The following is a 23,306-nucleotide window of genomic DNA, read 5'->3' on the forward strand; positions in this document are numbered from 1 at the left end:
TACTAAAGCAGGTTGACGTTGAAAAGACTAATCTTTTCGCCAACCGTGTTCACGTTGAATCTTTTGAACTTTTTTGCTAGTGAGCTCCTTGCCTTTTTTATCAAAGACCTGAGTATGCTCGATTTGATCTCGCAATCCGGCACGAAAGTCCTTTAAATAAGCCTCGCGCAATTGTTGACGCTCGATTTTCTCTTCGGGCGTCAAACCAACACTGCGATCTTTTTTAGCTAATTCATTGATACGATCCAGTCGTTCTTTTGGTTGTTCTGCCATCATGCTACCTCCTACAATTTCAGTGGCGTGCATCAGTTGAGTTGCACTGCGGCGTAACAATAATTCGCCGCCTCATGCTTAGGATAAGGCGCATTCTTTAACATCGCAACATATTCTGCGGCTCGTCGTTCTGACGAGAAGGCTTTCAACAACTCAGTCGGTGCCGACTGATCCGCATAGTAGACGATGTAGACAAGCTGATCATCCATCAGCCTTCACCTCGAGTCTGTGGGTGCTTCTTTTTTGCGTGTACGAGTTTTCCATCCTACTCATGCTTCGCTATAACGCGCTTGCCAGCCCAAAAACCTGCATGTAAGGACATCAGTTGCAGTGACCAAAAGCCGGCCATCACGACCGAGGCCACTTACACACTGGTTTCTAAGCGGGCTGGCTCACGCTCAAAAAAAAAGACCGTTTGCCGGCCTTTTTCCAGTATTAACGACGCTTTTCGCGGATACGAGCTGCTTTCCCACGTAATGCGCGCAGGTAGTAGAGCTTTGCCCGACGCACTTGGCCGTGACGGGTAACTTCGATCTTTTCAACACGTGGTGAATGTAACGGGAATGTCCGTTCCACACCAACGCCATTTGAGATCTTACGTACTGTATAAGTAGCGGAAATGCCAACGCCGTGACGCTTGATAACAACGCCTTCGAAGAGCTGTATACGTTCGCGTTCGCCTTCAACGATCTTGGCATGGACACGGACGTTATCACCAGGACGGAAGTCTGGAATGTCATCGCGTAACTGTTTCTTGGTAATTTCTTGAATCAATGGGTTCATGGGTATTTCTCCTTTGCCGACATTCATAATCATCCCGACCAGCGGAATGTCGTTGATGTGTGACGTATCACAGTCAATAAGTTTACCATGACTGGTTGGACGTGTAAAGGTGAAAATCTTTACGGTATGCTAACGTTCAGGATTGATTCTTCAATCTTGCTTCTGCCGCCTTAGTAGCTTCTTCTGTTTTAACTTCTCGCAAGAGTTTTTGAGCAGTTTGATCGAGCGTAATGGTTTTCAAGAGATCTGGACGGCGAAGATAGGTGCGGCGAAGGCTTTCCTTTTGGCGCCAGCGAGCGATGAGTTGGTGATTGCCATTTTGGAGGACTTCGGGCACTTTCATCCCCCGGTATTCTGGAGGCCGGGTGTATTGCGGATACTCGAGGAGACCGTTCTCGAAGCTATCGGTGTGGGCACTTTCATCATTGCCGAGAACGCCTGGCAGGAGACGGACAATAGCGTCAATCATGACCATAGCAGGGAGTTCACCACCAGTGAGAACGTAATCGCCTAATGAATATTCATCGGTGACAAGCGTGCGGATGCGTTCATCGTAGCCTTCGTAGTGGCCACAGATGAAGACGAGATGATCTTCTTGCGATAACGCTCGAGCGGCTTGATGGTTGAACTTCTTACCAGCCGGGTCCATTAAAATGACTCGCTTTGGACCGGGGTGACGCTCGTTGACACCATCCATCGCCTCAAATAGCGGTTCTGGTTTCAGCAACATGCCTGCACCGCCACCATATGGCGTGTCATCAACATGATGATGCTTGTCATGACTATAGCTGCGATAATCCACCACATCAAAATTAAGTAGCTCGCGTTCAATCGCCTTGCCGATCATGCTTTCGCGCAACGGCTCAAACATATTCGGAAAAAGACTTAAAACATCAATCTGCATCGTCAATCAACCCTTCCGGCACGATCACATGCGCCACTTTCTGATCTAAGTCGATGGACTGGACAACGGATTTTAGGAAAGGCAGTAAAATATCGCTTTTACCGCTACGAGGAATAACCCATACGTCATTGGGACCCGGGCTTAAGATTTCATTGACTTTGCCGAGCGTCTGACCTTGTTCATCAATAACCGTTAAGCCGATAATGTCTTTGTAATAGTAACTTCCCTCGTCCAGCGGTTGTAACGCTGTCTCGGTAACTTGCAGTTTCTTGCCTTTAAATGGCAGGACTTGATTAATATCGGTGTAATCCTTAAAGGTCAGCAAGGTGAGCCCCTTGTGTTCTCGCACGGATTGAATCGTCAAGGCAGTTTTGGGTGATGTTGCCACATAAACAGTGTTACCAACCTTAAAACGATCGGCCGGGAAATCTGTCGTGACAAGGACGCGTACTTCGCCACGAATACCGTGCGTGTTCACAATGGTGCCGATGTCATAATAATCTGGCATGTTCTTCCTCCTCTAAACGCGTTCGCTGGCCCAGAAACCTCCACATTAGGACCTTGAACCTAAATGGCCACTTATGCTCCGGTTTCTAACCAGGCCAGCGAACGCTCTTTCAAAATAAAAAGACCGACGCGGTATGCGTCAGTCTTTTTATTCTGCATGCGATGCATCCAAAATATTGAGCCGCACCCGCTTGTTGTACGGGCTTTTGACACTATATACAATGGTTCGGATCGCTTGCGCAACCCGACCTTGTTTGCCGATGACGCGGCCGACATCTTCAGGTGCCACAGCCAAATCAAAGGCCATGTAATCACCTGTTTCATGCGCAGTCACCTTGACGGCTTCTGGTTGTGTAACCAACGGGGTGACGATTGCTTGAATCAAGCTGCCGATATCCACCATTGATAACCGCCTTTATTTCTTGGCAAAGCGCGCTTCGTGATACTTCTGCATGATGCCCTTGCTACCAAGCAAGTTACGTACAGTATCTGAAGGTTGTGCGCCTTTTTGAAGCCAGTTCAAAATATCTTCTTCATTTAATTTCAAATCGACTGGATTAGTCAACGGGTTGTAATAGCCCACGGCTTCGATGAAACGACCGTCACGCGGGGAGCGTGAGTCTGCTACAACGATCCGGTAGAAAGGCTTACGCTTTGAACCCATCCGCTTTAAACGAATTTTAACTGCCACTAAGTCCACCTCCTGCTCATTTATCAACCTTGATAGCATAGCAAAAATATTTTAAGCTGTAAAGCCTTTTTTCTTTACACAGGTAAAATGTGTCGTTTGGCAACGGTCTTGTTCCTAATTGGTTGGTCAGGAAAAAATTAATTTTTAGGAATGGAAACGCTTGGCATTTTTCAGCCGACGTTTCTTGTTCTTCTTTTGTTTGCGGACCATTGAGTTCATCGCCATTTTGCCAAGTTTGCCAGAAACGCCGCCGCCCATGAGACCGTCGAGGCCCTTCATGTTACCTTTGCTCATCTGGTTCATCATTTGCTTGCTTTGATTAAACTGCTTAATCATCCGATTGACTTCAACCACTGGCCGGCCAGAACCTGCAGCCAACCGCCGCCGTCGACTTGGATTGAGAAGATCTGGATCTTCGCGTTCTTGCGGTGTCATCGAGTAAACTATCGCCTTCATGTGGGCAATGTCTTTCGGATCCATTTTGACATTGGCCAAGGCTTTGTTGTTTGCCATTCCTGGGATCATTTTCATGATATCTTCCAGCGGACCCATTTTGCTAATCTGATCCATTTGATCCAGAAAATCATTGAAGTCAAAAGAATTCTCGCGAATTTTTTCAGCCATTTCCATGGCTTGTTTTTCGTCGTAATTCTTCTGTGCCTTGTCAATCAAGGTGAGCATGTCGCCCATGCCCAAAATTCGGTTGGCCATGCGATCAGGATAGAAGACATCCAGCGCATCCATCTTTTCACCTTGACCAATGAACTTGATCGGCTTGCCAGTGACGGCACGAATGGACAGTGCGGCACCGCCACGAGTATCCCCGTCCAGTTTGGTCAGGACAACACCGGTGATATCTAGCTGCTCATTGAAGCCTTTAGCAACATCAACCGCGGCTTGCCCAGTCATGGCATCAACGACAAGCAAAATGTCGTTAGGATGGGCTAGTTCCTTGATGTTTTTCAGCTCGTTCATGAGCTTTTCGTCAATCTGCAGTCGGCCGGCAGTATCGATCAGTACATAATCATTCTTATTTTCTTTGGCAGTCGCCAACCCTTGGCGAACAATTTCGACCGGATCAACGTCGGTTCCCATTTCGAAAACTGGCACGTTGAGCTGTTTGCCGATAGTCTGCAACTGATCAATCGCTGCTGGCCGGTAAACGTCAGCAGCGATCAATAATGGCCGCGCACTGTCATTGTCCATCAGATACTTGGACAACTTACCGACAGTTGTGGTTTTTCCGGCCCCTTGCAAACCAGCCATCATGATGACAGTCGGAATATGTGGTGCCTTGTTCAGTGGCACTGCCGCCTCGCCCATCGTCTTGACCAACTCGTCATTGACGATTTTAATGATCTGCTGTGATGGGGTTAAACTTTCAAGCACTTCAGCGCCAAGCGCCTTGGTGCGGACGTTTTTAATAAATGTTTTGACAACATCAAAATTGACGTCGGCTTCCAACAAAGCCAAGCGAATTTCGCGCATTGCATCGCGAATATCACTTTCACTGACCTTACCCTTACGCCGCAGTCCGCTGAAAGCCTTCTGCAGTCGTTCTGATAATCCTTCAAATGCCATAATTTCCCCCTGCTATTTCGCGGTTTGATCCGCGACTCGTTCTAATAAGGTACTTAATGCCTTGTCGTCTGGATAATGTGTACGCGCATAACTCACTAACGTATCTACAGCTTCATTTTGCGCTTGATAGTTGGCGAAAAGATGCAACTTCTTTTCATATTCTTCCAAGCTGGCCTCAGTGCGTCGAATATTGTCATACACGGCCTGACGCGAGACATTAAACTCGGTTGCAATCTCGCCGAGTGAGTAATCATCACCGTAATATAATGCCAGATAGGCGTGCTGTTTGTCCGTCAATAACGGCCCGTAAAACTCAAACAGCGAGTTCATGCGATAATTTTTTTCGATTTCCATCATGTCATTCCTTTAATCCCATGATTGCCGGCAACTCAGTTTCCCCGGCCGCTTGAACATGGTCCTTGTATAAGGATACCGGTATCGCTGAAAATGGTCAATTACTTAAAAAATTAGGTTGATGGCCACGGAGCTAAATGCTAGCGTAGAAAGTCAGCTTCGACTATCGGTGGATAACAGCCAAGAAATAGGGTCGGAGAAAAGATCGCTTTCTTGCAATTGCTTCAAAAACACATTTGCATCCGTAGAAACCTGCACATAAGGACCTTGAACGAGGTTGGCACATCGTTTTCAGACAGGAAAAGGCTTCCATAAAATATTGTTTGTTTTAGTCTTCTCGTGGAGTATTTACTGCAATTTTTAAAGACTGTGGTGCCAAGGCGGAGCAATCGTAGGCCAGATGGGGCACAGCCGTGCAAACAACACAGCGACCGGGCTTTGGAGCTGATGTTATTAGGCGACTTCGAGACCGGGCTTTGGGCTCGAAGCGCCGCCTCCGCTCTAGCTTCGCGTCGCCACCCCATCTGGCCGGAGATTGCGGAGTTTGGCACGGCAAGAAGGTTTTAGCCTAGCCCTTCCTACGATTGTTCGGAATTTAATGACTCACAAGTCCTACGAGGAAAATTATGGTTCATCCTCTCGGAGGTTCCGAAACGCGCGAACAGGCGCAGAAACCTGCACATAAGGACCTTGAAGCTAAATGGCCAAAACCCAGCCATTTAGCTTCAAGGCCACTTATGCTCCGGTTTCTAACCGCGCCTGTTCGCGCTCTTCCAGTTTCCCCTAGTTTCGTGGTACACTGAACATGTGAAAAATTGGAGGGAAGAATATGGTCTCAACCTTTATTTACTGGGCCGTGTTTGCCGCTCTCGCTGCTTGGGGACTGTGGAGTTTGGTCTTCTCATGTGTTTACCTGAGCAACCATGAAAACGGCAATTTGTGGTTCTTTGCTATCATTAATGCGATTCTTGGCCTTCTAGGCTGGTTATTCGCTTGGATCATGAGTAATACGGCATGGCAACAATACTGGTTTGCAAGTAAGGTGCAGCCATCTGCATGGTTCACCTACCTGCTCATCGGTTACCTTGTCTTGATTGTCCTACAGGTCATCCTTGGCCGGGAGAAGAAAGTGCAAGCAGCTTAATGTCATAAAAAAAGCGTCGTACTGGTTTTTCGCCAGCACGGCGCTTTTTCGTTATTCTTCATTTTAATTAAGCTTCGACCTGAATCAAACCCTTAAATAGTCCGGCCACAAATTTGGTTGGATCAAAAGCTTGTAAGTCGTCCATCTTTTCACCAAGGCCGACAAGTTTGACCGGTACATGCAGTTCATTGCGGATTGCCAACACAATTCCGCCTTTCCCTGAACCGTCAAGTTTTGTCAAAACAATTCCAGTGATTTTAGTTGTTTGATTAAACTCCTTAGCCTGATTAAGTGCATTTTGACCGGTTGTCGCATCCAGAACCAGCAAGACTTCCTGGGGTGCATCCGGCAATTCGCGGACAATGACCCGCTTGATTTTGTTAAGCTCATTCATCAAGTTGACCTTATTTTGCAATCGGCCAGCTGTATCAACAAGCACAACATCAAATTGCTCATCCTTGGCGCGTTTGACACCATCAAAAACCACCGCGGCCGGATCGCCGCCTTCTTTCGTGGCAACGACAGGTACATCAACCCGGCGACCCCATTCCTGCAATTGCTGGATGGCGCCAGCACGGAATGTATCGGCAGCAACTAGCAGAACCCGCTTACCTTCTTCCTTTAGCTGGTGGGCAAGCTTGCCGACCGTTGTTGTCTTACCAGCACCGTTGACGCCGACAAACAGGAACACACTTGGCCCTGATTCAGCAAAATGTAGGGCATTGTCTTCATCCTTACCAGCATCGCCATACATATCCACCAGCTTCTCCACAATCACACGGGAAACGGCCTTAGGGTCTTTGGCATTTTTAAGCTTAACTTCTTCACGCAGGTCGTCACTAAGCTTAACTGCCGTTTCAAAGCCGACATCAGACTCAATCAGCATCTCTTCAAGATTGTCAAAAAAGTCTTCGTCGACACTACGAAAATTAGCAAACAGTGCATTGAGTTTTTCACCAAAACTGCTGCGGCTTTTTTCTAGGCCCTCATCATATTTATTTTCTTCAGGCGTTTCCGGTTCATCACCGGTAAACGCCTTTTTGATCGCATCAAAAAGTCCCATTAATTGATCGCTTCTTTCTGTGATTGATCCAGACTAACAGCCATAATTCGGCTAACACCTGATTCTTGCATCGTGACACCATACAATACATTCGCCGCAACCATCGTGCCATGCCGGTGAGTGATGACAATAAATTGTGTGGCGCTAGCATAATGCCGTAAGAATTCACCAAATCGATTGACATTAACATCATCTAACGAAGCTTCAACTTCATCGAGGATGGAGAATGGTACCGGACGCACTTTTAAAATTGCAAATAACAGAACAATCGCCGTTAGCGCCCGTTCGCCACCGGATAGAAGGGAAAGCCGAGTCAGTTTTTTGCCAGGCGGCTGAGCGGAAATCTCGATCCCTGTTGCGAGCAAATCATCCGGATTCGTAAGGCTCAAATGTGCATGACCGCCACCAAACATTTGCGGGAAAATTGCTTCAAAAGCACTATTGGTCTGATCAAACATATCCTTAAATCTTGTTTTGACCGTTTCATCCAATTCGTGCATCGTTTCTTCTAACTGCTGCTTAGCCTCTAGAAGATCATCTTGCTGCTTGGTGAGAAATTCGTAGCGTTCATTGACTTCCTTAAACTGATCAATTGCGTTGAGGTTCACCGGTCCCAACTCATCAATGCCACGCTTTAAAAGCTTGAGTTTACTTTTCAATTCAGGAATTGGCGCGTGATCGGCTGTCACTGCTTCCTTAGCGGCCTCGTAAGTCAACTGATAATCCTCGGCTAAAGTATTCAACCGAGCATCCAAACCTAGTTTAACTCGATTCAAAGCAACCGCTTGCTGCTCAGAAGTTGCCATAGCTTGGTGTTGCTGCTCATAAGTGGTCGTAATACGCGCCGATATTTGACTCAGCTTACCACGATTTTCCGCCTTTTGTTGTGTTAATTTGGTTTGATCCGCCTTGAGCTGCTTTAATTCAGTTTGCAAATTCGCGATCGTAGCGGTACGACTGGCCTTTTTTGCAGCAGTTTCTTCGGCCGTCGCAGTAATGTGCTCAATTCGTTGTTGCAAATCGGTCGCTTGGGCTTGCGCATCGCGTGCTTGCGTCTGCCATTGCCGTTGCTGGTCATTCAAGGTCTGCAAATCATTGGTTGTGACTGCTAGCTTGGTCTTCAACGCATTAACCGTTGCTGCATGCTGGGTGCTGGATGCCGTTGCCGCCGCAACAGCCGCCTTAGCATTTTCAATAGTTGCTTGTGCTTCAGCAATATCTTGAACCAATTTTTTACCTTGGTGCTGCAACTCAGTTAATTTGGCACTAAGATCTGCTTGCGCCGTATCTGCTTGTTGCGCCGCTGCCAGCTGACGTTGCGCCTGACGCAAGGTTTCCGCTTGGGCTGTGTGCTGACTCGTAATTGTTGTCAACTTTGCGGTTAATGCCTGTGCCTGTTGGGAAGCCGTTTGCCAAGCTGCCTGGGCCACGTTTTCTTTTTTCGTCAAAGCAGTCAGATCAGCTTGCTTTGCCTTTAATGTTTCAACAAGCGTTTGCAGTTGGACCTTTAAATGCCGGGCCTCTTGACTGCGAGCAAGCGGCGATGCTTGGCGTCCCTGCTTGACTTGGCCCCCAGTCAACGAACCCCCCGGATTTAAAATGTCGCCAGCTGTTGTGACAATTCGATAACGATGGTGGGTGGTATTGGCAATCGCGATGGCATGTGGCAAGGTATCCACCATCAAAACGCTGCCGAGTAAGTTCGCCATGACGTGTGCCAAATCTGCAGGATATTGGGCTAATTGCAACCCAGTGCCTAAAAAGCCTTCAGCACCTTCAACCAACTGTAGAACCGCACTGGGCAGCTCTCTTGGCCGCATAACGGCAGCCGGCAGGAAAGTCGCCCTACCTGCTCGTTGTTGCTTGAGCAGGCTAATGGCGCGTTGTGCAGCCGCTTCGTCACGGGTCACAATGGCCTGTAAGTTGCTACCCAAGGCTAAGTCAAACGCCTGTTGATAGGCAGTTGGAACCTCAAGTAATTCTGCGACCGCACCAATCACTCCGGGAAGTTGATCCTTATGCTTTAAAACCACCCGAACCCCATTGTAAAAGCCAGCATAATCATCATTCAATTCGGATAACGTTTCATATCGCGCCCGACTGCGCTGATAGGTGGCCAGTTCGTCTTGATAAGCTTGCTGTTGGGCCGCCCGTTGTTGCTGCAATAGATCACGATCAGTTTTGGCCTGCTCAACGGCTGTTTGCTGTTCATCAACCTCTGCTTGCAACTGTTGCTGCTGCGTCAATAATGCAGTGACCTTGGCTTCCTGATCCTGTGCATGTTTACTCAGTTCGTAAATCCGACGATCATGCGCAGCATTTTGGCTGGCGGCTAACTGTTGATCTTTTTGTAAAGCAGCCTGAGCATTTTTGTTATCGGCCTGTGATTTTAACAGATCAATATAATGATTCTGGGCTACTTCCACTTGTTGATTCAGTTTGGCTGGATCCTGGTTTGCCTGTTTCTGCTGAGCCAATTCTTGCTTAATTGCTTGCTCTTTTTCGGCGGCAGCAGTTGTTTTTGTCTTAAGTTCCTTCAATCGCTGATTTGCTTCTGTTAACGCTTGTTGAGCACGCGCCAGTCGTTCCTTTAAATCGGCCAACGTGGTTTCAGCATTAGCAGAACGTTCACTAGATAGGTTGGCTTCTCCGCTAAGATTCTCAAGCTTCATCGACCGGCTCAAGACCTGGTCATTCAACTGATTAAGCTGGTTCTCAAACTGTCGATCTACGGCACTTAACCGCTCCGACTGATCTTCCAAATCTTTAACCTTCGCCGTCAAAGCGGCGATGGTTTCCTTGGTGACCTTAGCCTCACCTTGGGTTTTCTCCTGTTCAGTCGCTAGTTGTTCGATCTCTAAGGCTAATAAGGTTTGATGAATCTGATGATACTCGCCGGATTGTTGTTGATAGTCCTTAGCCAACGAAGCCTGCTCACGTAATGGTTCCACCTGATGCTTCAATTCCACGATAATATCGTTGATCCGCGCCAGATTATCATCGTTATTGGCGAGTTCTCGTTCTGCCTTGGTTTTCTGTTGTTTATATTTATAAACGCCAGCGGCTTCTTCAATAATGCCCCGGCGTTCTTCTGGTTTACTATTAAATATGGCTTCAACCCGCCCTTGGGAAATGAACGAAAAGCTTTCACGCCCTAAGCCGGAATCCATGAACAAATCCACGATATCTTTCAGCCGAACATCTTGACCATTTAATAAAAATTCAGATGTCCCATCTCGATAAAGTCGCCGAGTGACAGAAACTTCATCAGGTTGATTTTTCAGATAACCATCATGATTATCAAAAGTCATCGTGACAGATGCACGATTAAGCGCTGGTCGCGTATCAGTGCCTGCAAAAATCACATCGCCCATCCGTTCGCCGCGCAAGCTTTTAGCACTTTGTTCGCCTAAGGCCCAGCGGATGGCCTCAGTGATATTACTTTTGCCACTGCCATTAGGTCCGACAATCCCAGTTAAACCCGACACAAAATCAATCTCAGTTTTGTCTGCAAATGATTTGAAGCCATTAATGATTAAACGCTTTAATTGCATGATGACCCCAATTCTACTTACCGCTTCAAGCTGGCTAATGCAGCTTTTGCAGCAGCTTGCTCAGCCGCTTTCTTATTCTTGCCAAAACCGGTACCCAAAACCCGGCCATCGACTTCGACATCAACGTGGAACTGCCGCTCATGGGCTGGTCCCTGCTCATCTAATAAGTGATAAACAATCGCCACATCACCATTTTGCTGCAAAACTTCCTGTAAAGCCGTTTTGTGGTCTTGATCGGCTGAAAACTCACCCGCGTCAATTTTCGGGAAAATAATCTGCTGAGCAAACCGAATGTTGGCATCGCGTCCTTGATCAAGGTATAAGGCGCCATTGAAGGCCTCAAATAAATCTTCTAGCAACGTTAAGCGTTTCCGCGCCCCAGCTTTTTCCTCACCTTTGCCAAGTTTAATATACCGGTCAAAGTGCGCTTCTTTTGAAAAAGCCGAGAAGGCCGCTGTCTGAACAGCCGCTGCCCGAATTCGGGTGAGATCGCCTTCGGGTTTGTCGGGAAACTTGCGATACAAATAATCTGAAACTGTCAATTCCAAGACAGCATCGCCTAAAAATTCCAATCGTTCATTGTCTTTTAAACCTAATTCTTTATGTTCATTCACATATGAGGAATGCGTAAACGCCTCATCCAATAGACTGAGGTCATGAAATTCGATCCCATAACGTTGACGCAATTCACTCACAAACTCTGAGGCAACCATTAAAAATCCTCCTCGAAAATGCACGCATGAGCTCGTGAACGGCTTGGGTCATAAGTTTAGAAGTACCTATCAGAGGCTGGCTATCACTTCTAAGCAGCTGACACGCCATTGCTAAACCGGACGCATTCACGCGCTCTTTTTTTATTACCTTCTAATTATACAAGAGCGCACAAAAAAAGACACCTGCGATTGCAGGTGCCCTGTAAGATCTAACTTTTACTTAGAAGCACGGCTGCTGCTTGTAACAGTCATCTTAGCCCAATTCAAGTTAGCGGTTGATGCATAGTCAACACTCGCGTTCTTGACGCGCTTGTTAACCGGATAGATTTCTTGACGGTACAGAGTCGGGATGACAAATGCTTCGTCATTCGCATACTTCTGCCAATCTTTCAAAGCCTTGGCACGATAGCTAGCACTTAATGCCTTCTGGCCATCAATGTCGTTCAACAATTCGGTGTTCTTTGCGGAAACAAACCGACTGTAGTTGAATGGTGCTTTTTGAGAGTACAGATCCATTGGTGAAGGATCCGAAGAAAGACTCCAAGCCGCTGCGTAAACATCAACGTCCTTGTCATCCTTTTGAACTTTGTCGTAGAAAGAGTTAAATTCGATCGGACGACCTGTTGTCAACTTGACGCGCAGACCAATCTTCTTCCATTGCTGGATGTAGTTTTGTGCCATTGGTTGAGCGGTTGAGCCACCAGCCATAGTTGCAAAGTTGATTGTCAACTTCTTGCCATCAGGATCGGTTCGATAACCATCCTTGCCCTTCTTATAACCTGCCTTATCAAGCAAACTGTTGGCCTTCTTGATATTCAAGTTATAACCATCAATATCGGCATGAACATCTTTACCAAAGACTGGCGGAATCAAGGTTGTTGCGCGAGAACGCGTGCCGTTATAGAACTTAGCAGCCACTTGATCGTTGTTCATTGCGTAACCCATTGCCTGACGCAAACTCTTGTTAGCCATCTTAGCCTTAGGATTATAGATGTTTTCGCTCTTGCTATGGTCCCATTTACCTAACTTAAAGCCAATATAGTTATAGGCCAAGCTCTGTCGTCCAAGATTGTCATAACCGCCGATACTCTTCCAATCATTGTAGCTATCAGCTGGCATGTTATAAACAACATCGTACTTATGATTCTTCAATGCTGATGTAATAGAGGCAGTTGAAACATTTTCAAAAGTGATCTTGTCCAATGTTGGCTTGCCTTTCCAATAGTACTGGTTAGGCGTATATTCAATACTTTGACCGGCAACAATCTTGCTCATCTTATAAGGACCAAAGAAGAGCGGCTGTTTACGAACTTTGTCGCTTGACTCTAGCTTGTCAAAAGCAACGTCATGTAGATAGTGATATGGAGCCGCGTTTTCAAGGAAATAGCCGTTCCCTGAAGTACCAAACGAAGGCTTCATCTGCTTGAAGTGAATGACCATTGTATCGCCATTATCACCCTTGGGCATGGTCAATCCAGAAATTGAATCAGCTTTACCATCATGGTATTCGGTCAAGCCTTCGATGTTCTGAAGGGATTCAGTAATACCGTTGGCTCTTAGTAGCTTTGTTAGCCATGATTTCATACGCATAAACCAAATCACGGGCAACGACTGGTTGACCATCAGACCATTTAACATTTGGTTTCACAGTCACGGTAATCGTCTTGGCACTATTGTCCTGCTTCAAGGTCGCAGCTCCGGTGTTGTTGAACTTAAATTTGCTGTTGTAAGCAAATAAAGACTCTGCTGCCGGGCTCATATATTGATTGTCATAATTGTCGGTGTACAGCTCTTCGTTAAAGACCCCCTTAAATGGTGAATCATTAACCACCGCCACATTGACATTACCGCCTTTGATCGCCTTTGCGGAGTTGTTGTAAGAAACCGGGAACTTCACAGCTTTATTAGCTGTACTTGAGCTGGAGTTCGAGCTCTTACTGCCACAGGCTACCAAGGTGATCGATAAAGCGGTAGCGAGCGTGATCATTCCGAACACAGAACGCTTCTTCATACTTTTTCCCCCTTCCGCGTCGTCATCGCAATATGTAAACGAAGCAACGCTTCATGTGAGTTAAATGATAGCATAATTAGAACAGAAAAACCAACTTTTGGGCACATTTTTTACTTTTTTTCTTCAAAAAAGGAGAGACACTTCGATTTCTCTAAGTGTCTCTCCAGTGATTTTCAGAAAATGAAAGTCAACCTCATCCGCGACGCTGGCGTGAATCCGCTGCACGACGCAGTGCTTGACCCACAAAGTTGATCGACAGGGATAGTGTCAGCAAGACCAACACGGCTGGGAACCAAACCCACCAACGATCAAAGATCAGGTCGGGGTTGGAGGCATAGCCGATCAGCGTCCCTAAACTAGGCGTCTCCATTGGCAACCCAAAGCCTAAGAATGACAGAGCGGTTTCAATCCCAATGGAACTGGCGATGGTTAAGGTCAAATCAGTGATGATTAAGGAACTGATGTTAGGCAAGACGCCGGTGAACATGATCTTGAAATTAGAGGTTCCCGACGTTTTCGACGCCATGACATACTCACTGCGCGCTTCAGAGAGCACCAGCGAGCGCATCAGTCGAGTGGTCGTCATCCAATAGAACGCCGCCATAATTAAGATAATGGTGATGACGTTGTACTGCGGAATAATCGTGACCAAGACAATGATCACCAGCAATGATGGAATGATCATCCAGAAATCGACCAGTCGCATGATCACGGCATCAATCAAGCCGCCGAAGTAGCCTGAGATTGTACCCAGTACGACACCTACAAATTCAATGATCAACGCAACGGAAATCCCAATGGTAATCGAATTTCGGGCTGCAAAAAACAGATACTTGAACATGTCACGGCCACCCTCATCTGTACCAAGGATATAGCCGCCGGTTCCGGGCGCCATATAGCGATCCAAAATATTAACTTGCGTCGCACCGCCGACATTGAACATCAGTGAACCGATGAACGCAGCGAGGATAATGAACACAGCCAAGAATAAGGACACAACAGCAACTTTATCTTTGCGAAATTCATTCAAAATCACCTTGAAGTTAGAAGGTGATTGTTCAACTTTGGTGGTTGCCGCCACCTCATTTGCATTATTTTGCATAAGTTTTCCCCACCTTCTACTCGATCCGGATCCGCGGATCCACGATACTCATGATGATATCTGACAGCAAATTCCCTAACAACGTCAAGAAACCAAATAGCAACACCAGCGAGATGACAACTGGATAGTCACGACTGGTCATAGAAGAAACAAACAGTTGGCCCATTCCGGGATAACTGAACACTGTTTCCAGAATAACCGATCCACCCAGTAACATGGTAATTTGGTTCCCCATAAACGCCGCAATCGGCAATAAGGAATTACGCAAAATATGTTTGTTGAAGATGACGCGATCCGGCACCCCTTTTGAACGGGCAGTCCGGACAAAATCTTGTCTCGTATTATCAATAACGCCAGTTCGCAAATACTGAATCGTGCTTGGTGTGGTGATAATCCCAGCAACCAAGGCTGGCAGAATCATGTGATAAATACGGTCCCAGACATACCCTAACGTGCCCGGATTATAAGTGGATGACACACTACCACCGGTTGGGAACCACTGCAGAAAGAACCCGAAGAAAATTAAACCCAATAGATAAAAGACGAATGGCGGTACCGCCATCAAAATGAAAGAGCCAACAGAGATAGCTGAATCCCGCTTGGTGCCTTCGTAACGGCCGGCAATAACACCGGCTGGAATAGCGATAACGTACAGAATAACCGTTGACATCAAGGCCAACCAGAAGGTGTTCACGGCGCGTTCGCCAATCAGACCGGTAACAGAACGTTTATAAACGAAGCTTTGTCCTAAATCACCGTGGAACATATTGCCAACCCATTTGAAGTACTGAATATACCAAGGATCATTCAAACCATATTGCTGGCGTAATGCTGCCATCTGCGCAGCACTTTGACCTTGCGAGAAATTACCAGTCAATGGATCCCCGGGCATCATCTTTGATAGCATGAAAACCAGGACGCTTAACAAGATCAATTGCGGGATCATGATTAAGACCCGTCGCAGAATTGTTTTCCACATTAATCATGCACTCCCTTCATCGTTGAATCTGGCAGCGCAACAAAATGTGTGTCGGAAATCTTCTGGAGATCCAAAACGCGGCCTTCTTTAGAATAATATTTTGATTCTTCTTCTTTAAAAACACGTTCGACTTCACGACGATGCTCTTTATTCTTCTTCCGATCATCAGGGTTGATGTCAGGAATCGCAGAAAGCAGTCGTTGCGTGTAGATGTGCTGTGGATGGTTGTAGATATCTTCACGCGAGCCGATTTCAACAAAGCGGCCGCGATGCATGATCGCCATGTTCTTACACATGTGCTTCACAACACCTAAGTCATGGGAAATAAACAGATAAGAAATATTGTATTCCTCTTGAATCCGCTTCATGAAGTTCAGCACCTGCGCCTGAACTGACAAGTCCAACGCAGAGACCGGTTCGTCAGCGATAATGAGCTTCGGGTTCGTTGCCATAGCACGGGCAACCCCAATTCGCTGACGCTGGCCGCCGGAAAACTCATGCGGATACTTGTACAAAGCATCGCTTGGCATACCAACAATATCGAGCAATTCTTGGACGCGCCGACGTTCTTCATCCCCAGTAAGATTCTGAAAATTGCGAATTGGTTCAGCAATAATATCCTCAATTCGCTTTCGTGGATTCAAACTAGATAAAGAGTCCTGAAAAATCATTTGAACGTCTTTGTTGTACTGCATATGTTTCCGAACGCTGCGTTTGGTAATATCCTGCCCTTGATACATAATCGAGCCGGACGTGACCGGTTCCAAACCCACGATTGCTTTGCCTGCGGTGGATTTTCCTGAACCGGATTCGCCAATTAACCCATATGTTTCGCCTTGTTCAATATCAAAGTCGATCCCATCGACTGCCAAAACATGATCCGTCACCCGATTAAAAAACCCCGAGCGAATCGGATAATGAATTTTTAGATTTCTAACCTCAATCATTGCCATAATTTACTCACCTTTTTCAGCTGCTTGTTCGTCATCCGGGAAATAGAAGTCCTTGTAGCAGGTACACTGAACAAAGTGATCAGGGCCAACTTCGTGCATGATCGGATGCTCTTCATGGGCTGATGCAGGAATCCAAGGAATCCGAGCCGCAAACCGACAACCTTCTATCTGCATATTCTTCAATGATGGCACAACGCCTTGAATGACATGTAATTCGTCGTCATCTGAATCTGTCTGTGGCATGGAGCGAAGTAAACTGCGCGTGTATGGGTGCGTTGGATGCTTGAAAACATCCATTACCGAACCACTTTCAACAATTTGGCCCGCATACATAACTGCCACACGATCGGCCGTTTCAGCAACAACACCAAGATCATGCGTAATTAAAATAATGCCAGAATGCATTTCCCGTTGGATGTCTTCCAACAGATCCAGGATTTGGGCCTGAATCGTCACATCCAAAGCAGTTGTTGGTTCGTCAGCGATGATAATCGGTGGTTTGCAGGCAATCGCAATGGCAATCACAATCCGCTGCCGCATACCGCCTGACAATTCGTGCGGATATGAACGTGCCGTTCGCTCAGGGTTGGGAATACCAACTTGGTTCAGTAATTCCAAGACGCGACTTTCACGCTCTTCTTTGTTCATCTTAGTGTGATAGACCAGTGTTTCTTCAATCTGCTCACCAATCCGCATCAATGGGTTCAAAGCAGCCAATGGATCTTGAAAGATCATGCCAATATCTTTGCCACGAATTCGGTCAAAAAGGGCCTCATTCAAGCCAACAAGATTAAGATTGTTGTACAAAATATCGCCAGTGACCTTCGTATTGCGCGGATCATGAAGGCCGATAATACTGGTTGCCAAAGTACTTTTACCAGAACCCGATTCGCCAACAATAGCTAAGATCTCATCTTTTCGTAACGTGATGCTGACATCATCGACCGCATCATAATAGTCGTCTCCGAGTCTGAATCCCGTGTGCAGATGTTGCACATCCAGCAGCAAATCTTCAGGTTTATCCAAGCGAACTCCTCCTTTGCGTCCTCGACGCAAGATTAAAACAAGATGAGATTTTTGAAATAATTGTCTCTAAGTATAAAGAAATTATAGCGGTTATGCAAGCGAAAAATGCGTTCTAAAGCTGTTTTGCCATGTCAAAAGCGAAAATTTGATGGCATCATTTTGGGCCCTGGTCGCCGAAATTTAGCGAACTGTGGGCGCTCAATGAGTTCGTAGCAGCGAATATTTCGAAAAGAATAATCTTTTGATGTGTCGAACGTTGCAACTTCTTATCTGTGGCCAACATCTTCGGTTCGCTGAAAGACAAACGCCATCCCCAAGGCCTTATCCGTCAGCGTCTCAGGGACAGTGCCCAAGTGCGCTCATCACGCTCCAGATCAAGGTCTATTACACGATGGTTTCTAGCCAAGCAAACTCTTAAAAAAAGCCGTCCATCTCTGGTCGGCTTTTTGTCACTTCTGATGGGCGTTGATGTAATCAACGGCATCTTGAACTGTTTTGATGTTTTCGGCGTCGTCATCGGGGATTTCTGCTCCGAAGGCATCTTCTAACTCTAAAACAAATTCAACGATGTCAATTGAATCCGCATCAAGATCCTTTTGAAAGTTAAGTGTCGGGCTGATTTTATCGGGACTCAGTTGAAAATGGTCCTGAATTAGGCCGGCAATTTTTTGATAAATTTCGTCTTCACTCATGTTGCTCCTCCATTCATCTGCCAATTTAGTGTACTTGTTTGCCACTGGAATGTCTACGCTTTCTCAGCGGTTTTCGCTTCGGCAACTTCTGGATGGGCATCAAAATAATCGGCAACTTTCGTAACGGTGCCATTTTGAACCATTTTGGCGGTTTGCAGCAAAGTATAATAAACGGTCTCTGCATCTGCCGCACCATGAGCCTTGATTAAAGGTGCTTTGAGCCCCAGCAAGACCGCGCCGCCGTATGACGAAATATCAAAGGTTGAGGCCATCGACTTGAGATTACCCTTCAGGAACAAACCGCCTAATTTGCCGGAAAGGCCCCCTTCATAGATGGCTCCCTTCAGCATGTGCATGACCGTACGCACAGTGCCTTCAATTGCCTTGAGCGTTGCGTTACCGGTGAAACCGTCCGTCACCACAACATCGGCAGGACCGTTTAGGATATCACTAGACTCAACGTTACCAACAAAATTAATCCCCGGAGCCGCGGCTAATAAATCATGAGCCTCTTGATGCATTTTGTCGCCTTTGTTGGCTTCAGTGCCATTGTTCAGCAAACCAACTCGTGGATTTTCAACGTTGCGAACATCTTTAGCATAGTAACTGCCCATGATGGCATATTGTAACAGATGATACGGACGATTTTCAGCGTTGGCACCGACGTCCAGCATCACAAAGCCTTTGCCGTCAACTGTCGGCAAGGTTGGTAACAAACCGGGGCGTTCAATGGCACGAATGCGGCCGATAATAAACAAGCCTGCCGCCAACAAAGCTCCAGTTGAGCCGAGTGAAACCATCGCGTCTGCCTCGCCTTGTTTAACGGCTTGAGCGGCTAAGACCATGGAAGCCTGTTTTTTGCGGCGGATAGCACGAACGGGTTCATCGTCGCTGTTAATTTTTTCCGGAGTATGAATGATTGTTAACCGTTCATCATGATGAATAAGCGGTTTAATTTTTGCTTCATCCCCGTACAAAAGAAATGTCAATTCTTTGTTGGCATCTCTAGCTTTTTCGACCCCGGCAATGACAACTTCTGGGGCGTTGTCGCCACCCATGGCATCAATCGCAATTTTCATTCAATTCGTTCCTTTCAAGTTTTAATCCAAACTACCGAGCATCTGCCGGCTTTCCGCCAAGTAAGCGGCAAGCGGCTGATGGTCAGACTGCAGCAAATGTGGATCGGTTTTAAAAATCTGGGCCACAATCTTTTGCGCAGCTTCTAGGGTTGGAAAATCGCCCACTGGATCAGCGACTTTGAACTCTGGTAAACCAGATTGCTTATCTCCAAAAATATCACCTGAACCCCGCATTTCCAAATCTTTTTGGGCAAGTAAGAACCCGTCGTTGGTCTTGGTCATAATTTCCATGCGGGCAATTCCTTGCTCATTTTTGGGATCAGCGATAAGCAGACACTGTGCTGCCTTTTGCCCACGTCCGACACGCCCGCGCAACTGATGCAATTGAGAAAGTCCAAAGCGATCAGCATCAAAAATTGCCATGACAGTGGCATTAGGTATGTCCACTCCAACTTCAACGACGGTGGTCGAAACCAGAACCGCGATCTTCCCATCGCTAAAAGCACGCATAATCTGATCCTTCTCGTCCGGCTTCATCTGTCCATGCAATAACGCAACAGGGCCAAGATTGCCGACCGCTTTTTGCATATCAACAAAAAGCTGCTCGGCATTTTGCAAATCAATTTTTTCGGATTCGGCAATCAAAGGGGTGATCGCAAACACCTGACTGCCTGACTGCACCTGCTCACGAATGATTCGATAAACTTGGTCAATCTGATTTTTGCGCAGCCACATGGTCGCGATCGGCTTGCGGCCCGCAGGTAATTCATCAATCGTGGAGACATCCATTTCCCCATAGGCTGTAATGGCCAGTGTTCGGGGAATAGGCGTCGCTGTCATTGACAACAAATCCGGCTTTTGTCCTTTTTCTTGAAGGATCTTGCGCTGATTAACCCCAAATCGATGCTGTTCATCAATAACAACCAGACCGAGCGCATGAAAGTCGACCCCTTTTTGAATCAACGCGTGCGTGCCGATGATGAGATTCAGGCGGCCATCACGCAACTCACTTAGGAGCTCGCGACGCTTTTTGGTTGACGTCGAGCCAGTCAACAACCCTAATTTGACTGGAAAATCTTTGAATAACTTTGTCAATTTGGCAAAATGTTGCTCAGCTAACACTTCAGTCGGCACCATTAAAGCCGCCTGAAAACCAGCGGTCACCGCCGCATACAGAACAATGGCGGCAACAACCGTTTTACCGCTCCCAACATCGCCTTGTAGCAGTCGATTCATATGATTTGGCCGCCGCATATCGGCACAAATTTCGTTTACCACGCGTTTTTGAGCATTCGTGAGCGCAAACGGCAATGTCGCTATTAGCGCGCGCAAGGCCTGATTGTCATAAGGAATCGCCAACCCGTTGCTGCTGTTGGCATTCAGTTGTTTTAACGCCTGAATTTGCAATTGGAAAAGGAAAAACTCCCGGAAAACCCCAGTACGGCGAGCCGCCTTTGCTTCTGCTGGCGTATCAGGAAAATGCATGCCATGAACCAACTGAGCATCACTCATTAAGCGATAATGCTCGCGAATGCTGGCAGGTACCAAATCGTTGATATTTTGCTGATCGCGTTCCCAGGCAGCTTTGATCAAGTCGAGTAATGTCCCCATGCGGACATTTTTGTTGACGGTGTAAATCGCCGCCATCGACGGTTGATCCTGCGACTGTGTCGCGAGAATTTTCATGCCGGTCAGACTACGACGCTTGGCATCCCATTTTCCAAAGATTGCTGCTTCATCACCCATCTGAAAACGATCTTTTAACCATGGTTGATTAAAAAACGTCACCAGAATCACGCTACGTTCAATTTGGAGCTTCACGTTAACGCGACTACGATGCGGCCCAAATCGACTAATAACCGGATCGGTCACAACGATCCCCTTGACCGTCAATTTTTCCTGATCGGCTGCCTCGGCAAGATCCTTCACTTTCAAATCATCGTAGCGGTAAGGAAAATAAAATAGGAGATCTCTAATGGTGTGAATACCAAGGCTTGCCAGCCCAGCTTCACGTTTCGGACCAACACCAGGTAGAACAGTAACGGGATCAGTCAAAGCCATCAAGGCACCTCCTTTTTCAAAATATAGCAAACCACTAATGAGTGTGTTACTGACCATCTGGCCTAATGACGCCAATCGCACGCTTTTATATAAATTTCGCAAAAAGGTGCCCCGCATGCGGGACACCTGTACGCGATAGCTGTTTAAGCCTACTCAACTGAGACGAAATAAGGATAAACCGGTTGATCACCTTGATGGATTTCAAATTCCAAATCCGGATATTGCTTACCGACAGCATCGGCAATCGCCTTTGCTTCCGTTTGATTAGCATCCGCACCCACGATGATGGTCACAATTTCACTATCGTCATTGATCATTTTATCAATCATCGCAATCCCTGCTGCTTCGCGATCCTTATCAGTCACTGTGATCGTACCGTCGATAATCCCCATCCAGTCGTGATCTCTGATCGCCAATCCGTTGATCGTCGTATCACGGATGGCTCGGGTGATTGACCCGCTGATCACATTCGGTAGTTGGGCAGTCATTTCACTTTGATTAGTGGCTAGATCTGCATCAGGACTGTACCCTAGCATCGCGGTCATTCCTTGGTTGATCGTCTTACTTTTGACCACTGCAACTTCAACGTCAGTCGCCGCTTTTGCCGCTGCTTCCGCGGCCATGAAGATATTGCCATTGTTAGGCAAGACGATCACGTGCTTGGCATGCGCTGCTTTAACCGCATCCAAAATATCGTTTGTGCTTGGATTCATGGTCTGACCGCCATTGAGCACATGCGTCACGCCAAGGCTCTTGAAGAGTTCTCCGAGTCCTTGACCAGCCGCAATCGCAACGACACCCATTTCAGCTAACGGCTTTTGGGCCACTTGTTGATCCAATGCGCCTTCACGTTCAATAATGCTCTCCTGTTGCAAGCGCATGTTATCAACTTTGATTTTCATCAATGAACCAAATTGCTGACCATAACGGAAAACAGTCCCCGGATGCTCAGTATGAACGTGCACCTTGACCACTTCTTCATCAGAAATAACCAAGGTCGAGTCACCGAGTGTATTCAAATAGTTACGGAACGGTTCGTAGTCAAAATGTTTGAGGTTTTGGCCATCACCAAGTTCGACCATCATTTCGGTACAGTAGCCGTATACGATATCGGCTGGATCAAGCTGTACTTGCGCACTTTGATGATGCACAGCATTAATCATTTCGTTCATTTCTTCGTCAGTGACGTCATGAACATCTGAACTAATTTTACCGGACAAGCCTTCTTGGAAACCCTCGTAAATAAAAACAAGTCCTTGTCCACCAGAATCAACCACGCCGACTTCTTTCAAGACGGCCAAAAGATCAGGCGTTTTGGCTAAGGCACGTTTAGCACCTTTCACAACTGCCTGCATAACAACTAAAGCATCATCAGAGCCATTAGCCGCTTTTAAGCCAGCTTTAGCCGCTTCACGGGCGACTGTCAGGATCGTGCCTTCAACCGGCTTCATGACGGCTTTATAGGCCGTCTCGACGCCATGTGCAAACGCATCGGCTAGGTCCTGAGCCGTCAGACTTTTCTTATGCGCCACGCTTTTTGCAAAGCCACGGAAAAGTTGCGAGCTAATGACGCCAGAATTGCCTCGCGCGCCCATCAGCAAACCTTTGCCAAGATGCTTGGCTAAGTCACCAACTGACTCATCATTAGACTCCAACACCGCTTTTGCGCCAGTTTGAAAAGTCAGGTTCATATTAGTGCCAGTATCACCATCCGGAACTGGAAAAACGTTTAATGAATTCACAAAATCAGCATTTTTATTGATGCGATGTGCGGCTACCCGGATCATATCCTGGAATTTAGTCGCGGTAATTTCGGTTACTGCCACGGAACATCCT

General features: G+C 46.8%; 22 protein-coding genes and 1 pseudogene. 2 read left to right on the top strand and 21 right to left on the bottom strand.

Going from position 1 to position 23,306, the window contains the following annotated elements:
• Window positions 1–27: 27 nt before the first annotated feature.
• The 9 genes from LBPC_RS07865 to LBPC_RS07905 form a co-directional block, all read right to left on the bottom strand.
• Window positions 28–273, bottom strand: coding sequence for a DUF896 domain-containing protein (locus LBPC_RS07865; RefSeq protein WP_003658561.1), 246 nt, complete (start codon window positions 271–273; stop codon window positions 28–30).
• A 32-nt stretch (window positions 274–305) separates the two neighbouring features.
• On the bottom strand, window positions 306–482 hold the full coding sequence (locus LBPC_RS17000; RefSeq protein WP_003660742.1) for a hypothetical protein: 177 nt from the start codon (window positions 480–482) through the stop codon (window positions 306–308).
• Window positions 483–708: 226 nt separating this feature from the next.
• Window positions 709–1,056 carry a 50S ribosomal protein L19 gene (gene rplS, locus LBPC_RS07875; protein WP_003564764.1) on the bottom strand — a complete coding sequence of 116 codons (348 nt, stop codon included), beginning with the start codon at window positions 1,054–1,056 and terminating at the stop codon, window positions 709–711.
• A gap of 136 nt (window positions 1,057–1,192) precedes the next feature.
• On the bottom strand, window positions 1,193–1,960 hold the full coding sequence (trmD, locus tag LBPC_RS07880; RefSeq protein ID WP_003660738.1) for a tRNA (guanosine(37)-N1)-methyltransferase TrmD: 768 nt from the start codon (window positions 1,958–1,960) through the stop codon (window positions 1,193–1,195).
• Entirely contained in the window at window positions 1,950–2,468 is a 519-nt protein-coding gene (rimM, locus tag LBPC_RS07885; RefSeq protein ID WP_003575298.1) for a ribosome maturation factor RimM, read from the bottom strand. The genes trmD and rimM overlap by 11 nt, the downstream gene beginning before the upstream one ends.
• Window positions 2,469–2,615: 147 nt before the next feature.
• Window positions 2,616–2,870 carry a KH domain-containing protein gene (locus tag LBPC_RS07890; RefSeq protein WP_003570439.1) on the bottom strand — a complete coding sequence of 85 codons (255 nt, stop codon included), beginning with the start codon at window positions 2,868–2,870 and terminating at the stop codon, window positions 2,616–2,618.
• Window positions 2,871–2,882: 12 nt separating this feature from the next.
• Window positions 2,883–3,158, bottom strand: a complete 276-nt coding sequence (rpsP, locus tag LBPC_RS07895; RefSeq protein ID WP_003564756.1) for a 30S ribosomal protein S16 — start codon at window positions 3,156–3,158, stop codon at window positions 2,883–2,885.
• A 144-nt stretch (window positions 3,159–3,302) separates the two neighbouring features.
• Complete coding sequence (gene ffh / locus LBPC_RS07900; RefSeq protein ID WP_003564751.1) at window positions 3,303–4,739, bottom strand: signal recognition particle protein; 1,437 nt, start codon at window positions 4,737–4,739, stop codon at window positions 3,303–3,305.
• A 12-nt stretch (window positions 4,740–4,751) separates the two neighbouring features.
• On the bottom strand, window positions 4,752–5,093 hold the full coding sequence (locus tag LBPC_RS07905) for a putative DNA-binding protein (protein WP_003564749.1): 342 nt from the start codon (window positions 5,091–5,093) through the stop codon (window positions 4,752–4,754).
• A 372-nt stretch (window positions 5,094–5,465) separates the two neighbouring features.
• Between LBPC_RS07905 and LBPC_RS17265 the strand changes: the two genes are divergently transcribed.
• Window positions 5,466–5,660 carry a hypothetical protein gene (locus LBPC_RS17265; protein ID WP_225349871.1) on the top strand — a complete coding sequence of 65 codons (195 nt, stop codon included), beginning with the start codon at window positions 5,466–5,468 and terminating at the stop codon, window positions 5,658–5,660.
• Window positions 5,661–5,922: 262 nt separating this feature from the next.
• Window positions 5,923–6,237 (top strand): hypothetical protein, encoded by a 315-nt coding sequence (locus tag LBPC_RS07910; protein ID WP_003564747.1) that lies wholly within the window; start codon window positions 5,923–5,925, stop codon window positions 6,235–6,237.
• Window positions 6,238–6,304: 67 nt separating this feature from the next.
• Here the strand turns inward: LBPC_RS07910 and ftsY are convergent, their stop codons facing one another.
• The 12 genes and pseudogenes from ftsY to LBPC_RS07970 all read right to left on the bottom strand — a co-directional run bounded on the left by ftsY (window position 6,305) and on the right by LBPC_RS07970 (window position 23,296).
• Window positions 6,305–7,300 carry a signal recognition particle-docking protein FtsY gene (gene ftsY / locus LBPC_RS07915; RefSeq protein ID WP_003660729.1) on the bottom strand — a complete coding sequence of 332 codons (996 nt, stop codon included), beginning with the start codon at window positions 7,298–7,300 and terminating at the stop codon, window positions 6,305–6,307.
• On the bottom strand, window positions 7,300–10,854 hold the full coding sequence (gene smc / locus LBPC_RS07920; RefSeq protein WP_003660728.1) for a chromosome segregation protein SMC: 3,555 nt from the start codon (window positions 10,852–10,854) through the stop codon (window positions 7,300–7,302). The genes ftsY and smc overlap by 1 nt, the downstream gene beginning before the upstream one ends.
• 17 nt (window positions 10,855–10,871) lie before the next feature.
• Complete coding sequence (gene rnc / locus LBPC_RS07925; RefSeq protein ID WP_003575305.1) at window positions 10,872–11,567, bottom strand: ribonuclease III; 696 nt, start codon at window positions 11,565–11,567, stop codon at window positions 10,872–10,874.
• 216 nt (window positions 11,568–11,783) lie between these two features.
• Window positions 11,784–13,578, bottom strand: a pseudogene (locus tag LBPC_RS07930) (oligopeptide ABC transporter substrate-binding protein).
• Between the two features lie 193 nt (window positions 13,579–13,771).
• Window positions 13,772–14,680 carry an ABC transporter permease gene (locus LBPC_RS07935; protein ID WP_003660723.1) on the bottom strand — a complete coding sequence of 303 codons (909 nt, stop codon included), beginning with the start codon at window positions 14,678–14,680 and terminating at the stop codon, window positions 13,772–13,774.
• Between the two features lie 16 nt (window positions 14,681–14,696).
• Window positions 14,697–15,659: an oligopeptide ABC transporter permease gene (gene opp4B / locus LBPC_RS07940; protein ID WP_003564732.1), complete on the bottom strand. Its 963-nt coding sequence runs from the start codon at window positions 15,657–15,659 to the stop codon at window positions 14,697–14,699.
• Window positions 15,659–16,612, bottom strand: a complete 954-nt coding sequence (locus LBPC_RS07945) for an ABC transporter ATP-binding protein (RefSeq protein WP_003660720.1) — start codon at window positions 16,610–16,612, stop codon at window positions 15,659–15,661. The genes opp4B and LBPC_RS07945 overlap by 1 nt, the downstream gene beginning before the upstream one ends.
• A 3-nt stretch (window positions 16,613–16,615) precedes the next feature.
• A complete protein-coding gene (locus LBPC_RS07950) occupies window positions 16,616–17,638 on the bottom strand; it encodes an ABC transporter ATP-binding protein (protein WP_003564728.1) in 1,023 nt (340 codons plus the stop codon).
• A gap of 449 nt (window positions 17,639–18,087) precedes the next feature.
• Window positions 18,088–18,330 carry an acyl carrier protein gene (acpP, locus tag LBPC_RS07955; RefSeq protein ID WP_003564726.1) on the bottom strand — a complete coding sequence of 81 codons (243 nt, stop codon included), beginning with the start codon at window positions 18,328–18,330 and terminating at the stop codon, window positions 18,088–18,090.
• Window positions 18,331–18,383: 53 nt separating this feature from the next.
• Complete coding sequence (gene plsX, locus LBPC_RS07960; RefSeq protein ID WP_003660716.1) at window positions 18,384–19,409, bottom strand: phosphate acyltransferase PlsX; 1,026 nt, start codon at window positions 19,407–19,409, stop codon at window positions 18,384–18,386.
• A gap of 21 nt (window positions 19,410–19,430) precedes the next feature.
• Window positions 19,431–21,470: an ATP-dependent DNA helicase RecG gene (recG, locus tag LBPC_RS07965; protein ID WP_012491645.1), complete on the bottom strand. Its 2,040-nt coding sequence runs from the start codon at window positions 21,468–21,470 to the stop codon at window positions 19,431–19,433.
• A 149-nt stretch (window positions 21,471–21,619) separates the two neighbouring features.
• Window positions 21,620–23,296, bottom strand: coding sequence for a DAK2 domain-containing protein (locus LBPC_RS07970; protein ID WP_003660710.1), 1,677 nt, complete (start codon window positions 23,294–23,296; stop codon window positions 21,620–21,622).
• Window positions 23,297–23,306: the final 10 nt, after the last annotated feature.

Origin of the sequence: Lacticaseibacillus paracasei subsp. paracasei, from assembly GCF_000829035.1 — a bacterium.
In the GTDB taxonomy this organism is placed as follows: Bacteria; Bacillota; Bacilli; order Lactobacillales; family Lactobacillaceae; genus Lacticaseibacillus; species Lacticaseibacillus paracasei.

Coding starts and splice junctions, on each gene's coding strand:
- LBPC_RS07865 (WP_003658561.1), bottom strand. CDS start 273: ATGGCAGAACAACCAAAAGAACGACTGGATCGTATCAATGAATTAGCT.
- LBPC_RS17000 (WP_003660742.1), bottom strand. CDS start 482: ATGGATGATCAGCTTGTCTACATCGTCTACTATGCGGATCAGTCGGCA.
- rplS (WP_003564764.1), bottom strand. CDS start 1,056: ATGAACCCATTGATTCAAGAAATTACCAAGAAACAGTTACGCGATGAC.
- trmD (WP_003660738.1), bottom strand. CDS start 1,960: ATGCAGATTGATGTTTTAAGTCTTTTTCCGAATATGTTTGAGCCGTTG.
- rimM (WP_003575298.1), bottom strand. CDS start 2,468: ATGCCAGATTATTATGACATCGGCACCATTGTGAACACGCACGGTATT.
- LBPC_RS07890 (WP_003570439.1), bottom strand. CDS start 2,870: ATGGTGGATATCGGCAGCTTGATTCAAGCAATCGTCACCCCGTTGGTT.
- ffh (WP_003564751.1), bottom strand. CDS start 4,739: ATGGCATTTGAAGGATTATCAGAACGACTGCAGAAGGCTTTCAGCGGA.
- LBPC_RS07905 (WP_003564749.1), bottom strand. CDS start 5,093: ATGGAAATCGAAAAAAATTATCGCATGAACTCGCTGTTTGAGTTTTAC.
- LBPC_RS07910 (WP_003564747.1), top strand. CDS start 5,923: ATGGTCTCAACCTTTATTTACTGGGCCGTGTTTGCCGCTCTCGCTGCT.
- ftsY (WP_003660729.1), bottom strand. CDS start 7,300: ATGGGACTTTTTGATGCGATCAAAAAGGCGTTTACCGGTGATGAACCG.
- smc (WP_003660728.1), bottom strand. CDS start 10,854: ATGCAATTAAAGCGTTTAATCATTAATGGCTTCAAATCATTTGCAGAC.
- rnc (WP_003575305.1), bottom strand. CDS start 11,567: ATGGTTGCCTCAGAGTTTGTGAGTGAATTGCGTCAACGTTATGGGATC.
- LBPC_RS07935 (WP_003660723.1), bottom strand. CDS start 14,680: ATGCAAAATAATGCAAATGAGGTGGCGGCAACCACCAAAGTTGAACAA.
- opp4B (WP_003564732.1), bottom strand. CDS start 15,659: ATGTGGAAAACAATTCTGCGACGGGTCTTAATCATGATCCCGCAATTG.
- LBPC_RS07945 (WP_003660720.1), bottom strand. CDS start 16,612: ATGGCAATGATTGAGGTTAGAAATCTAAAAATTCATTATCCGATTCGC.
- acpP (WP_003564726.1), bottom strand. CDS start 18,330: ATGAGTGAAGACGAAATTTATCAAAAAATTGCCGGCCTAATTCAGGAC.
- plsX (WP_003660716.1), bottom strand. CDS start 19,409: ATGAAAATTGCGATTGATGCCATGGGTGGCGACAACGCCCCAGAAGTT.
- recG (WP_012491645.1), bottom strand. CDS start 21,470: ATGGCTTTGACTGATCCCGTTACTGTTCTACCTGGTGTTGGTCCGAAA.